We start from the raw sequence: 13,241 nt of genomic DNA on the forward strand, positions 1-13,241 counted from the left end.
GATGAACACACCTGCCGCGACCGTCTTTCGATTCGCACCGAGCCCGAACGGCGAGCTGCATCTCGGCCATGCCTATTCGGCCCTGCTCAATGCGCGCCTGGCGCAAACCAGGGCCGGGCGGCTGTTGCTGCGCATCGAGGATATCGACATCACGCGCTGCACGCCGCAGTTCGAAGCCGGCATCTATCGCGACCTCGCCTGGCTCGGGATCGAATGGGAACAGCCGGTCCGGCGCCAGTCGGAACATCTGGCGGAATACGAAACGCTTCTGCAAAAGCTGATCGACGCCGAACTCGTCTATCCCGCATTCATGAGCCGCGGCGAGATCCGCGCCCATATTGCCGAGGTCGAGGCAACCGGCGGGACTTGGCCGCGGGACCCGGACGGCGCGCCGCTCTATCCCGCCGCCGACAAGAGGCTCTCGGGGGCCGAGCGCAGGCGCCGCATCGCGGACGGCGCGGCCTTTGCCTGGCGCCTCGACACGCAAGCCGCGCTTGCGCGGCTCGAAGCCCCCTTGTTCTGGAACGAGTTCTCCGACGAGACGCTGCTCGACACGCAGGCCATCGAAGCGCGGCCGCAGGACTGGGGCGACGTGGTCATCGCCCGCCGCGAGATCCCCACCAGCTATCATCTTTCAGTGATTGCCGACGACGCGCTGCAAGGCGTCACCCACGTCGTTCGCGGCCGCGATCTCTACGCCGCAACCGGCATGCAGCGGCTGCTGCAAAGCCTGCTCAGCCTGCCGGCGCCCAGCTATTTTCATCACAGGCTGATCCTCGGGGCCGATGGCCGCAAGCTGTCGAAAAGCGAGAACGCCAGCGGCCTCGCCGAACTGCGCCGTGCCGGCGTGTCGCCGGCCGAGGTGCGGCGCATGGTCGGGCTCTGAACGACCAGTTCAGATGCGCGAAAGGCCCGCCTTGGCCAAAGCCAGGACGGCGATTGTCACGAAGGCACCGCAAAGGCCGGTCGCCGTGGCAAGGGTAAGGTCGCGAAGCGGGATGCCGTAGCAATTGACGCCAAATATGGCGGCGAAGAAGCCGGCGGTGAACAGTGTCATGTTGCCGATGGGGCCGAAGCCGTCGTCACGCATGAGCACGTCGAGCGCCGCGCCGAAGATGAAGGCGATCACCGCCACCATCGCGACGGCCATCATCAGCCAGCCATATTCGAGATTCCAAAGCACGCCCGCTCCTTTCGAAGCCATGACGGCATCCGCCCCCACACTTCTCCAATCTAGGGATCAAACGTTTCCCTTTGCTTGAGAAAATGAATGGCATTAGAGCAACGCCTCAAGCCACAGGGGTGGAGGATCCCGTGCACCGGGGAGTCATGCATGCCGTCAAGCCTCAAGAAGCTGGTTCCTGCGGCTTTCGTGCTGTTCTGGTCCACCGGATTCATCGGTGCCCGCTATGCGATGCCCTGGGCCGAGCCTTTCACCTTCCTTGCGGCGCGGTTCGCACTCGCGTTCCTGGTTCTGGGCCTGCTTTCCGTTCTGGTCGGCGCGCGCTGGACCGGGCGCCGGCTTGCGCTGCATTCCGCGATCGCCGGCGCGCTTATGCACGGGGTCTATCTCGGCGGGGTGTTCTGGGCGATCCATCGCGGCCTGCCGGCCGGGCTTGCCGCGCTGATTGCCGGACTGCAGCCCCTAGTCACCGCCCTCGTGGCGGGCCGAGTGCTTGGCGAGCGGGTGCTGCCGCGCCACTGGGCGGGCCTGGCGGCGGGCTTTGCCGGCGTCGCGATCGTGCTTTCCCCGCAGCTCGGCGCCATCGACGACGGCGTGACATGGCAGACGCTGTCGGCGGCATTCGTCGCCATGGCCGGCATGACCGCCGGCACGATCTGGCAAAAGCGCTTCGGCGCGGGGGGCGACCTGGTCACCGGAACGGTCTTTCAGTATCTCGGCGTGGCCGCGGTTATGACCGCCGCCTCCTTCGCCGTCGAAACCCGCACCGTTACCATCAATGGCGAACTCGTCTTCGCCATGCTGTGGCTGGTCCTGGTGCTTTCCATCGGCGCCATCTTCCTGCTCATGGTGATGATCCGCGATGGCGAGATGTCGAAGGTCTCGTCGCTTTTCTACCTGGTGCCGGCTGTCACCGCGATCATGGCCTGGGCGCTGTTCGGCGAGACGCTGACGCCGCTGCAACTGGCCGGCATGGCGCTGACGATGCTGGGCGTCGGCCTGGCCATGGCTCAGCCGGGCACGCGGGCTCGCGCTTCCACATAGCGCAATATCGCCGCGTTGAGCTCTCCGCCCAGGATGAAGACGGCCGAGATGATGTAGAGGAACACCACCGCGATCATGATCGAGGCGAGCCCCGCATAAGTCGTCACATAGGACGAGAAATTGTCGAGATAGGTGGCGAAGACCGCCGACCCCACCAGCCAGCCCACCAGCGTGAAGCAGATGCCAGGCGCTATTGCCACCAGGCTGCGTCTGCCCGCCGGTAACCAGAAATGCACGGCAACCAGCGCCAGAATCAGCACCGTTGCAGCGATCACATAGCGCCACAGCGTGATGGTGCCCATGTAAGGCCGCATCCATTCGAACTTGGCCATCGCCAGGCGCACCAGCAGCGGCGCCAGCACAAGCAGCACGCTGATGGCCACGAAAACGACCGTGGCGATCAGCACGAATGCCAGGCTCTGCAGCCGCCGAAAAAAGACGGAGCGGGTTTCCCTGACGCGATAGGCGCGGTTGAGCGCGCTGCGCAAGGCCTCGACGCCGTTCGAGGCGAAGAACCCCGCCAGCAGCGCACCATAGGTCAGCAGGTCGCCGCGCTGGACGGTCAGTACCTCCCGGACCTGATCGGCGATGGGAGCGGCGATCTCGGTCGGCCAGGTGTCGAAGACAAGGTGGACCGCTGTGTCGGCAAACGCCTTGGCTCCCAGGAAGCCCGCCAGCGTGGTCGCGAAGATGAGGAAGGGAAACAGCGCCATCAGCGCGGTGATCGCCAGATGACTGGCCATCGCCCAGCCGTCATCGTCATAGAAATGGCCGACGGCATCGAACAGGATGCGCTTTATCGCGACGATGGTTCTCATCCTGCTCGCATCCGATTCTTCTCCCTCGCCTCGTACGGCCGGGAATATGGGAAGGCATGCCCGGCATTGGCAACCCTGAAGGCCGCCGCTGCCCGACGCCGGCGCAGAGACCGCAGGTGCCGTGCGGTAATGAGCCACGCCCTCCTATCGTCATTCGGCAGATCGGGTTATGTCATGGCATCGCCTGCCGGCATTGCCCGGCCGCGCCCGTGCCCATGCACGCCATGCGGCCAGACAATCGGGGGCCAGACCGAAGCAACGAAGCTGGAAAACAAATGGCAACCGTCTTCAACATTTTCGCCATCGTCATCATGTTCGCCGTGGTGGTCGTGCTGATCCGCGGGCTGATGAACATGATGCGCGGCGGCTCCGGCAACACCTCGAACAAGCTGATGCAGATGCGCGTGTTCCTGCAGTTCATCGCGCTGGTGCTCATTCTGGTCGCCCTGTATTTCAGCCGCGGCGGTTGAGCGGACAAACCGGGAGGAGGCAAATGGTAAAGCTCAACAAGATCTACACCCGAACCGGCGACGACGGCACCACCGGCCTGGGCACCGGCGAACGGCGCCTGAAGTCGGACCTGCGGGTGGAAGCCTACGGCACGGTGGACGAAGCCAATGCCTGCATCGGCCTGGCCCGGCTGCACACGCAAGCCGCCCACCCCGAGATCGACGCCATGCTGGCCCGCATCCAGAACGACCTGTTCGACCTCGGTGCCGATCTCGCCACGCCGGACACCGGCAAGCCGCTGAGCTATGAGCCGCTGCGCATCGTTGCGGCCCAGACCGCACGGGTGGAGGCCGACATCGATCTCCTGAACAAGGACCTGCAGCCCCTGCGCTCCTTCGTGCTGCCCGGCGGCTCGCCGGCAGCCGCCGCGCTGCACCTTGCCCGCACCGTGGCGCGCCGTGCCGAGCGCATGATGGTGGCGCTGGCCCAGGACCCGGCCGAGCACATCAACCGCGACGGCATCAAATACATCAACCGGGTCTCGGACCTGCTCTTCGTGGCCGCCCGCGTCGTCAATGACAATGGAGCGGCCGATGTGCTATGGGTGCCCGGCAAGAATCGATAGCGGCATGCCAGGGGAGCGGAAGACAAGCCGATGTTCATTCCGCTCTACGATTCCAACCATCTCAGGCACATCAAGCATCAATACGTCACGATCGGACTGATTGCGGTCAACGTCGCGGTCTATTTCCTCACGTCCTTTTCAGACGATTACACCGTGCAGGCCCGGATGCTGGGCCTTGGCTACATCCCGTCGGTGGCCTTCGAAAGGGCCGAGCTGCCGCTCGACCTGATGCTGGTGCCGACGCTGCTCACCTATGTGACCTACGCCTTCCTGCACAACGACATCCTGCACCTGGGCGGCAACATGCTGTTTCTGTGGGTGTTCGGCGACAATGTCGAGGATGCGCTCGGCTATTTCCGCTACCTGCTGTTCTACCTGCTCTGCGCCATCAGTGGCGCTGTGGTGCACGGTCTCGTCGCGCCCGATTCCCAGGCTCCGCTCATCGGTGCGTCCGGTGCCGTCGCGGGCATCGTGACGGCCTATCTCATCCTCTATCCGCGGGTGAAGGTGTGGGTGCTGTTCTTCGGCCGCATCCCGCTGCGCATCCCGGCCTACATCACGCTCGGCCTCTGGATCGCCTTCCAGCTTTCGATGCTCGTCCTGGGCGGCGACGACCAGATCTCCTGGGCCTGCCATGCCGGCGGCATCGCGGCGGGTGCCGTGCTGGTGGTGTTCTTGCGCAGCCGCGACGTGCCGCTTTTCGACCAGGAGGGGGCGGAAACCCCGGCCGCGGAGGCCGCGCAGCCCGACCCCGCGCCGCCGGCGGATGGCACGGGCCCGTGGCCATGGGGCCGTCCCTGAATCTGCGTTCTGGACCTATCGAAACGGGCGCGATCGCGCCACGTTCAAACGATTTGCCGCGGTTCGGGATATTGACGCGCTTTTCGCCGCTAACTAGGGTCCGGCCGCTTGCGGGCGCTTGGTTGCCAGCGGAAGTACAGATCGGAATTTGCCGGTTTTTCGACTAATATGTCGTCAATCGGCAAATGGGAGGAGCCTCGCTCTGGTAGGGAGCGCTCCAAAGTATCATCAGAGAGGTGAGAAACACATGAAAGTTCTCGTCCCGGTCAAGCGGGTTGTCGACTACAACGTGAAGATCCGCGTGAAGTCGGATGGCTCGGGCGTCGAGCTCGCCAATGTCAAGATGTCGATGAACCCGTTCGACGAAATCGCGGTCGAGGAAGCGATTCGCCTGAAGGAGGCCGGCAAGGTCGAGGAGATCGTCGTGGTGTCGATCGGCCCGGCCCAGGCGCAGGAAACGCTGCGCACGGCGCTGGCGATGGGCGCGGACCGCGCGATCCTGGTCAAGACCGAAGGCGAAACCGAGCCGCTGGGCGTGGCCAAGGTGCTGAAGGGCGTGGTCGAGGCCGAGAAGCCGGGCCTGGTCATCCTCGGCAAGCAGGCGATCGACGACGACGCCAACCAGACCGGCCAGATGCTGGCCGCACTGCTGGGCTGGGCGCAGGGCACGTTTGCCTCCAAGATCGAGATCGACGGCGACAAGGCCAAGGTCACCCGCGAGGTCGACGGCGGCCTGCAGACGGTCGAGCTGAAGATGCCCGCCATCGTGACCACGGACCTGCGCCTCAACCAGCCGCGCTACGCCTCGCTGCCCAACATCATGAAGGCCAAGAAGAAGCCGCTGGACGAGAAGACCCCGGCCGACTTCGGCGCCGACGTGACCCCGCGTCTGAAGGTCTTGAAGACCGAGGAGCCGGGCGGCCGCAAGGCGGGCGTGAAGGTCGGCTCGGTTGCCGAGCTGGTCGACAAGCTCAAGAACGAAGCCGGCGTGCTTTAAGGTTCGGAAGGAAAGGGAACAGACAATGGCAATTCTCCTCATCGCCGAACACGACAACGCAACGCTCTCCGAGCAGACCGCCAAGGCCCTGTCGGCCGCGCTGAAGATCGGCTCGGACGTCGACGTGCTGGTCGCCGGCAAGGGCGCCAAGGGCGCCGCCGACGCCGCCGCCAAGCTGCAGGGCGTGCGCAAGGTGCTTCTGGTCGAGGCCGACGAGCTCGAGCAGCGCCTGGCCGAGCCGCTGGCCGACACCGTGGTGGCGCTGGCCGGCAACTACGACACCATCGTCGCGCCGGCGACCGCGTCGGGCAAGAACGTCGCCCCGCGCATCGCCGCCCTGCTCGACGTGTCGCAGATCTCGGAAATCGTCGAGGTCGTGTCGCCCGACACCTTCAAGCGCCCGATCTATGCCGGCAACGCCATCCAGACCGTGCAGTCGCCGGAGGCCAAGAAGGTCATCACCGTGCGCACCGCCGGCTTCCAGGCCGCAGGTGAAGGCGGCTCGGCTCCGGTCGAGACGGCTTCCGCCGCCGCCAACCCGGGCCTGTCGACCTTCATCGAGAACAAGCTGTCGGAAAGCGACCGTCCGGAGCTGACGTCCGCCCGCATCATCATCTCCGGCGGCCGCGCGCTCGGCTCCTCGGAGAAGTTCCAGGAGGTCATCCTGCCGGTGGCCGACAAGCTCGGCGCGGCGGTAGGCGCCTCGCGCGCCGCGGTCGACGCCGGCTATGCCCCCAACGACTGGCAGGTCGGCCAGACCGGCAAGGTGGTGGCCCCCGAGCTCTACATCGCCGTCGGCATCTCCGGCGCGATCCAGCACCTGGCCGGCATGAAGGATTCGAAGGTCATCGTCGCCATCAACAAGGACGAGGAAGCACCGATCTTCCAGGTGGCCGACTACGGCCTCGTGGGCGACCTCTTCACCATCCTGCCGGAACTCGAAAAGGCGCTTTGACGCCTCCGCGACAAGCATATTAAATTGGAATGGCCGGGGTGGACGAAACCGCCCCGGCCATTTAGTTTGCACTGCACAAAATGTGTGAAAGGCCCTTCACGGGATCAAAATAATGAGCAGCACCATCGAGACGATCGGCATCATTGGCGCGGGCCAGATGGGCGGCGGCATCGCCCATGTCTCGGCGCTCGCGGGATACAAGGTGCTGCTGTACGATATCTCCGGCGAACGCATCGAAAAGGGCATCGCCACCATCAGCGGCAACCTGGCCCGCCAGGTCAGTGGCGGCAAGCTGTCGGAAGACCAGCGCAAGGCCGCCATGTCGCGCATCTCGGCCGCCCATGACATGGCCGACCTCGCCGGCGCAGATCTCGTCATCGAGGCTGCCACCGAAGACGAGACGGTCAAGCGCAAGATCTATGCCCAACTCTGCCCGCTGCTCAATCCCGAGGCCATAGTGGCCACCAACACCTCGTCGATCTCGATCACGCGGCTGGCCTCGCAGACCGACCGGCCGGAGCGCTTCATCGGCATTCATTTCATGAACCCCGTGCCGGTCATGAAGCTGGTCGAGCTGGTGCGCGGTATCGCCACCGAGGACAAGACCTTCGAGGCAGCCAAGGAATTCGTCCACCAGCTCGACAAGACTACCACCGTTTCGGAGGACTTCCCGGCCTTCATCGTCAACCGCATCCTGCTGCCGATGATCAACGAGGCGATCTACACGCTCTATGAGGGCGTCGGCACGGTGGAAGCCATCGATACCGCGATGCGGCTCGGTGCCAACCACCCGATGGGGCCGCTGCAGCTTGCCGACTTCATCGGCCTCGACACCTGCCTGTCCATCATGCAGGTGCTCCATGACGGCCTGTCTGATTCGAAATACCGCCCCTGCCCGCTGCTGGTGAAATATGTCGAGGCCGGCTGGCTCGGCCGCAAGACCGGCCGCGGCTTCTACGACTATCGCGGCGAGCACCCGGTGCCGACGCGCTGATCCTATGGCGGCGGCCGGCTCGGCCGCCGCCCCCCTGACCTCTCAAGAGCTCTCCCTATTCGGCAGCCCGCAGCCCCGTCTTCGGCCGCACGTTCTGGTTCAGCCGGAACAAGTTTTGAGGATCATAGCGCTGCTTGATCTCAGCCAGGCGCTGATAGTTGGCACCATAGGCCGCCTCCACGCGTTCGACCTCGTCGCCCGGCATGAAGTTGACATATGCCGTGCCGATGGCGAGCGGTCTGGCCTCTTCATAGAGGCGCCGTGCCCATTCGATGCACGCCTTGTCCATTGCGGGATCGCGCCAGCGCGCATGCACGTTCATGACGAAGTGCGGAAGCCGCTGCGGGAAGGCCGTCGCGCCTGCCGGGACGCGGCTGGCGGCACCGCCGACATAGCCGATGAATATCTCGCATTCGGGTCCGGGCAGTTCGCGAACCGCGCCGATCAGCAGGTCGATGCCCGCGTCTGAAAGCTCGGCAAAGTCGTGGCTCTTCCAATAGTTGCGCGCGCCCGGCGCAAGCAGCGGGTCGAAGGCCTGCTGCCAGCCGGTAAACGGGTGGGGGCTGACGACGTCGGCAATGGGCGTGCCGATTGCGCGCATCCGGGCTGCCGCTTCCTCGCCCTTTTCGATCGGGCCGCAATCGCACATGGCCAGAACCAGCACCTCCTTTCCATGCCATTCGGCGGGCAGGAACGGAAGCGGCGGCGCCTTGCGCATCACCACCCAGGTGGTGAACTCGTCGGGCGCGGCCGCAAGCGCTTCGCGATATTCGCGCAGCACCGCCCGCGCATCCTCGAACGGATGCACGACCAGCCCCGACAGAACTTCGGGGCCGACCTTGTGCAGCTGGAATTCGAAGGCCGTGACGATGCCGAAATTGCCGCCGCCGCCGCGCAGCGCCCAGAACAGGTCCGGGTTTTCCGTGGCGCTCGCGCGCACCAGCTCGCCATTGGCCGTGACGACATCGGCCGACAGGAGGCTGTCGCATGTCAGCCCGTATTTGCGGGTCAGCCAGCCGAAGCCGCCACCCAGGGTAAGCCCGGCAATGCCGGTGGTCGAGTTGATGCCGGTGGGCACCGCTAGGCCGAAGGCCTGCGTTTCCTTGTCCACGTCGGCCAGCGTGGCGCCCGGCTCCACCCAGGCCCTCTCGGCTGCCACATCGACACGCACCGACTTCATCGGCGACAGGTCGATCATCAGCCCGCCGTCGCACAGCGCACTGCCGGCAATGTTGTGACCGCCGCCGCGAACGGCGACCAGAAGCTGGTTGTCGCGCGCGAAGCGGATCGCCTGCATGACGTCCGCTGCCCCGGAGCAGCGCACGATGAGCCCCGGCTTCCGGTCGATCATGGCGTTCCAGATGACGCGCGCCTCCTCATAGGCGTCGTCGTCTTCGCGCAGCAGGCTGCCGCGCAAGCCGGCAGGGAGCGCCTCCAGCGCCGCCGCGTCGATGGCGATCTTGCCTGATCCGAGGGTGGTGAGATTGAGGCTGGTCATGAACAGTCTCCCGTTTGGGTGTGACCGTCCCCCAGCAAATTTTGCGCCTCCGTGCGTTCGCGCACAAGGCAGGCCGCCAAAAAACCGGACAGGCCCGTGCCTGCCGGCAAACCGTCAGGTCAGTTGCCGATCGCCGCCTCTACCAGGCGCTTGGCGTCGGGGCTCGCCCATTCGGCGGGGCCGTTCATGTGGGCAAGCAGGCAGCCCTCGCCGTCGACCAGCAGCGTCACCGGCAGGCCCAGCGCCAGTCCTTGCGTCTTCAAGGTGTTGAAGAGGCCAAGCGTGTTGTCGCGGTAGAGGCCAAGCTGGTCTACGCCGATCTCGGAGAGGAACTTCTTCGGCTTCTCGTTGTCGCCGGTGTCGACATTGACGGCGAGGACCTCGAAGTTTTCGCCGCCCTTTTCCTTCTGCAAGGCGTTGAGCGCCGGCATCTCGGCCCGGCAGGGCGCGCACCAGGTGGCCCACAGATTGACCAGCAGCGTCTTGCCGGCGTGGTCCCCCAGCGTCATCGGCTTGCCGTCGGGCGAGGTGAAGGCCAGGCTGCTGACCGATCGCGGCGGGTCGGCCGGCATCATCGCCGCCACTTCGCCCACCGCTGCCGCAGCGGCACCCTTGCCCTTGTCGGCCTTGGCCGCGCAGGCGGCGTTGTCGGCACTGTCCTCGACCGGAGCGCTGGCGGAAAGCTGCGGCTGCGGCGCACCGGCCGGCGCCGTGTTGCCAGACCACATGTTGGTGGCATATACCGCGATCGCGCCGGCAAACCCGCCGGCCACAGCCGCCATCAGCAGAAGACGCGTGGTGGGTATCAGTTTCTTTTCGTCAGCCATTCACTTTATCTCCGGAGCCCGGTTACCACGATGAGCGACAAGAAGGCCAGCAACGCGATGTGGGGCGGACGTTTTGCCTCGGGCCCGGCCGCGATCATGGAAGCGATCAACGCCTCGATCGACTTCGACAAGAAGCTTTACGCGCAGGATATCCGCGGCTCGATCGCCCATTCCGAAATGCTTGCCGAGACGGGCATCATTGCGACGGAAGATCAAGAAAAAATCGCTCACGGCCTGAACACGATTTTGAAAGAGATCGAAAGCGGCGCGTTCGAGTTCTCGACCAAGCTGGAAGACATCCACATGAACGTGGAAGCGAGGCTGGCCGAGCTGATCGGCTCCGCCGCCGGGCGCCTGCACACCGCCCGCTCGCGCAACGACCAGGTGGCTGTCGATTTCCGCCTCTGGGTGAAGGACGAACTGTTCCGCGTCGCCGACGCACTGAAGGGCCTGATCGAGGCATTCCTGGTGCGCGCCGAAGAGCATGCCGCAACCGTCATGCCCGGCTTCACTCACATGCAGACGGCGCAGCCGGTGACCTTTGGCCACCACTGCATGGCCTATGTCGAGATGTTCAGCCGTGACCTGTCGCGGGTGCGCGACGCGATCGAGCGCATGGACGAAAGCCCGCTCGGCTCGGCGGCGCTCGCCGGCACCGGCTTTCCCATCGACCGCTTCCGCACCGCCAAGGCGCTCGGCTTCCGCGAGCCGACCCGCAATTCGCTGGACAGCGTGTCGGACCGCGACTTCGCGCTGGAGTTTTTGTCGATTGCCGCCATCTGCGCCACGCATCTGTCGCGCCTGGCCGAGGAGATCGTGATCTGGTCGACGCCGCAGTTCGGCTTCGTACGGCTGTCCGACAGCTTCTCGACCGGCTCGTCGATCATGCCGCAGAAGAAAAACCCCGACGCCGCCGAACTGGTGCGCGCCAAGACCGGCCGCGTCAACGGCCATCTGATCGGCCTGCTGACGGTGATGAAGGGCCTGCCGCTCGCCTATTCGAAGGACATGCAGGAAGACAAGGAAGCCGTCTTCGACGCGGCCGAAACGCTCGACCTGATGCTGGCGGCCATGACCGGTATGGTCGGCGACATGACCATCAACGAGGCGGCGATGAAAAAGGCCGCTGGCTCCGGCTATTCGACCGCCACCGACCTTGCCGACTGGCTGGTGCGCACGCTTAACCTGCCCTTCCGCGACGCACACCATGTCACCGGCCGCGCCGTGGCACTGGCCGAGAGCAAGAAGGTCGGGCTGGAGAAGCTCGCGCTGGAAGACCTGCAGTCGATCCATGCCGGCATCACCGAAGACGTCTTCTCGGTTCTGTCGGTGCAGAATTCGGTGAAAAGCCGCACCTCCTATGGCGGCACCGCACCCGCCGAGGTGCGCCGCCAGATCCGCTACTGGAAGAAGCGCATCGCCAAGGCGTGAGCCTATGCCCCCGGCCGCTGTTATTTTTGCCGGGGTGCAAAGCGTGCAAAACTTCGCTACAAGCGGCGGACGGATTTTTCACGCACGGATGACACGGATGACCGGCAGCAGACTTCTTACCACGCTCGTGCTTCTGGCCGCGGTCGTCGCGGTCTCGGCCTGCGGTCGCAAGGCCGGCCTCGACTCGCCCTACGAAGCCGCCGTGCAGGCGCGCAAGGACGCTGAAAAGGCCAACGAGCCGCTGCCGCCCGAGCCGGCGCCGCCGGTTGCCGACAAGCCGTTCATCCTCGATGGCCTGATCTGATCGGAACCGAACTGCCGTGAACCATTTCGAATACCGCAACGGCGTGCTGCATGCCGAAGACGTGCCCCTGCCCGAAATCGCGACGGCTGTCGGCACCCCGTTCTATTGCTATTCCACGGCGACGTTGACCCGGCATTTCAACGTGTTCAGCCAGGCATTCGCCAGCCTCGACGCGTTGGTCTGCTATGCGCTGAAGGCCAACTCCAACCAGGCGGTGCTGAAGACGCTGGCGATGCTGGGCGCCGGCGCCGACGTGGTCTCTGAGGGCGAGCTGCGCCGCGCGCTTGCCGCCGGCATTCCTGGCAGCAAGATCCTGTTTTCGGGCGTCGGCAAGACCGCGCGCGAAATGGACCTGGCGCTGTCGGCCGACATTCTCTGCTTCAACGTGGAATCGGAGCCGGAACTGGAGCTTCTTTCGGCGCGCGCCGTCGCGATGGGCAAGCAAGCGCCGGTGTCGCTGCGCATCAACCCCGACGTCGACGCCAAGACCCACCAGAAGATCTCCACCGGCAAGGCCGAGAACAAGTTCGGTATTCCCTGGCAGCGGGCGCGCGCCGTCTATGCCCGTGCGGCCGAATTGCCGGGCATCCGCGTCACCGGCATCGACATGCATATCGGCAGCCAGATCACCGAGCTGCAGCCCTTCGACGACGCCTTTGCGCTGCTTGCCGAACTGGTCGAGACGCTGCGGGCCGATGGCCACGCCATCGACCATGTCGACCTCGGCGGCGGGCTCGGCATTCCCTATCGCACCGACAATTCGCCCCCGCCCCTGCCCGATGCCTATGCGCAGATTGTGAAGGAGCGTGTCGGCAAGCTCGGCCTGAAGGTGATGTTCGAGCCCGGCCGGCTGATCGTGGGCAATGCCGGCATTCTGGTTTCGGAAGTGATCTACCTGAAGGAAGGCGACGCCAAGAACTTCCTGATCGTCGATGCCGCCATGAACGACCTGATCCGGCCGACGCTCTACGAAGCCTTCCACGAGATCCGCCCGGTGGTGCAGCCGCCGGTAGACGCGCCGCGCATGGTGGTCGATGTCGTCGGCCCGGTCTGCGAAACCGGCGACTTCCTCGGCCTCGACCGCGACCTGCCGCGCCTGCAGGCGGGCGACCTGATTGCAGTCAGCACGGCCGGCGCCTATGGCGCGGTGCAGTCGGGAACCTACAACACCAGGCTGCTCGTGCCCGAGGTTCTGGTCGACGGCGACCGCTTCCACGTCATCCGCCCCCGACAGAGCTACGACGAGCTGATCGGGCTCGATTCGTTGCCCGACTGGCTTTGATCACGCCCGGGACAAGCAATCACGATTTCTTG

15 protein-coding genes are annotated in these 13,241 nt (G+C 65.3%); 11 read left to right on the forward strand and 4 right to left on the reverse strand.

Annotated elements, in window-relative coordinates:
• Position 1: 1 nt before the first annotated feature.
• A complete protein-coding gene (gluQRS, locus tag AC3A4H_RS19555) occupies positions 2-886 on the forward strand; it encodes a tRNA glutamyl-Q(34) synthetase GluQRS (RefSeq protein ID WP_487768204.1) in 885 nt (294 codons plus the stop codon).
• A 9-nt stretch (positions 887-895) separates the two neighbouring features.
• Here the strand turns inward: gluQRS and AC3A4H_RS19560 are convergent, their stop codons facing one another.
• Positions 896-1,204 (reverse strand): hypothetical protein, encoded by a 309-nt coding sequence (locus AC3A4H_RS19560; RefSeq protein WP_487768205.1) that lies wholly within the window; start codon positions 1,202-1,204, stop codon positions 896-898.
• A 129-nt stretch (positions 1,205-1,333) separates the two neighbouring features.
• Here AC3A4H_RS19560 and AC3A4H_RS19565 point away from each other — a divergent pair, with 129 nt between their 5' ends.
• A complete protein-coding gene (locus tag AC3A4H_RS19565) occupies positions 1,334-2,227 on the forward strand; it encodes a DMT family transporter (protein WP_487768206.1) in 894 nt (297 codons plus the stop codon).
• On the opposite strand, the gene AC3A4H_RS19570 is transcribed toward AC3A4H_RS19565, so the two are convergent.
• Entirely contained in the window at positions 2,194-3,045 is an 852-nt protein-coding gene (locus AC3A4H_RS19570) for a YihY/virulence factor BrkB family protein (RefSeq protein WP_487768207.1), read from the reverse strand. The two genes, AC3A4H_RS19565 and AC3A4H_RS19570, sit on opposite strands and share 34 nt — an antisense overlap.
• A 275-nt stretch (positions 3,046-3,320) precedes the next feature.
• On the opposite strand from AC3A4H_RS19570, the gene AC3A4H_RS19575 reads away from it, so the two are divergent.
• From AC3A4H_RS19575 to AC3A4H_RS19600, 6 genes are all read left to right on the forward strand, one after another.
• Complete coding sequence (locus AC3A4H_RS19575) at positions 3,321-3,515, forward strand: twin transmembrane helix small protein (RefSeq protein ID WP_348780387.1); 195 nt, start codon at positions 3,321-3,323, stop codon at positions 3,513-3,515.
• Positions 3,516-3,538: 23 nt separating this feature from the next.
• Complete coding sequence (locus AC3A4H_RS19580; RefSeq protein WP_487768208.1) at positions 3,539-4,120, forward strand: cob(I)yrinic acid a,c-diamide adenosyltransferase; 582 nt, start codon at positions 3,539-3,541, stop codon at positions 4,118-4,120.
• 30 nt (positions 4,121-4,150) lie between these two features.
• A complete protein-coding gene (locus AC3A4H_RS19585; RefSeq protein ID WP_487768209.1) occupies positions 4,151-4,921 on the forward strand; it encodes a rhomboid family intramembrane serine protease in 771 nt (256 codons plus the stop codon).
• A 247-nt stretch (positions 4,922-5,168) separates the two neighbouring features.
• On the forward strand, positions 5,169-5,918 hold the full coding sequence (locus AC3A4H_RS19590; RefSeq protein WP_487768210.1) for an electron transfer flavoprotein subunit beta/FixA family protein: 750 nt from the start codon (positions 5,169-5,171) through the stop codon (positions 5,916-5,918).
• Between the two features lie 25 nt (positions 5,919-5,943).
• On the forward strand, positions 5,944-6,873 hold the full coding sequence (locus AC3A4H_RS19595) for an electron transfer flavoprotein subunit alpha/FixB family protein (protein ID WP_348780383.1): 930 nt from the start codon (positions 5,944-5,946) through the stop codon (positions 6,871-6,873).
• A 112-nt stretch (positions 6,874-6,985) separates the two neighbouring features.
• On the forward strand, positions 6,986-7,867 hold the full coding sequence (locus AC3A4H_RS19600; protein ID WP_487768211.1) for a 3-hydroxybutyryl-CoA dehydrogenase: 882 nt from the start codon (positions 6,986-6,988) through the stop codon (positions 7,865-7,867).
• A gap of 55 nt (positions 7,868-7,922) precedes the next feature.
• Here AC3A4H_RS19600 and AC3A4H_RS19605 read toward each other — a convergent pair whose 3' ends face one another.
• Together AC3A4H_RS19605 and tlpA are read right to left on the reverse strand one after the other, a co-directional pair.
• The gene (locus tag AC3A4H_RS19605) at positions 7,923-9,365 is read right to left on the reverse strand and encodes an FAD-binding oxidoreductase (protein WP_487768212.1); all 1,443 of its coding nucleotides are present in this window, start codon (positions 9,363-9,365) and stop codon (positions 7,923-7,925) included.
• Positions 9,366-9,484: 119 nt separating this feature from the next.
• Positions 9,485-10,192: a thiol:disulfide interchange protein TlpA gene (gene tlpA / locus AC3A4H_RS19610; protein WP_487768213.1), complete on the reverse strand. Its 708-nt coding sequence runs from the start codon at positions 10,190-10,192 to the stop codon at positions 9,485-9,487.
• A gap of 30 nt (positions 10,193-10,222) precedes the next feature.
• On the opposite strand from tlpA, the gene argH reads away from it, so the two are divergent.
• The 3 genes from argH (at position 10,223) to lysA (ending at position 13,209) form a co-directional block, all read left to right on the forward strand.
• A complete protein-coding gene (argH, locus tag AC3A4H_RS19615) occupies positions 10,223-11,623 on the forward strand; it encodes an argininosuccinate lyase (protein WP_487768214.1) in 1,401 nt (466 codons plus the stop codon).
• 97 nt (positions 11,624-11,720) lie between these two features.
• Positions 11,721-11,927, forward strand: a complete 207-nt coding sequence (locus AC3A4H_RS19620) for a hypothetical protein (RefSeq protein WP_487768215.1) — start codon at positions 11,721-11,723, stop codon at positions 11,925-11,927.
• A gap of 16 nt (positions 11,928-11,943) precedes the next feature.
• Positions 11,944-13,209 (forward strand): diaminopimelate decarboxylase, encoded by a 1,266-nt coding sequence (lysA, locus tag AC3A4H_RS19625; RefSeq protein WP_487768216.1) that lies wholly within the window; start codon positions 11,944-11,946, stop codon positions 13,207-13,209.
• Positions 13,210-13,241: the final 32 nt, after the last annotated feature.

Source organism: Pseudaminobacter sp. Soil_N_29 (assembly GCF_057656055.1).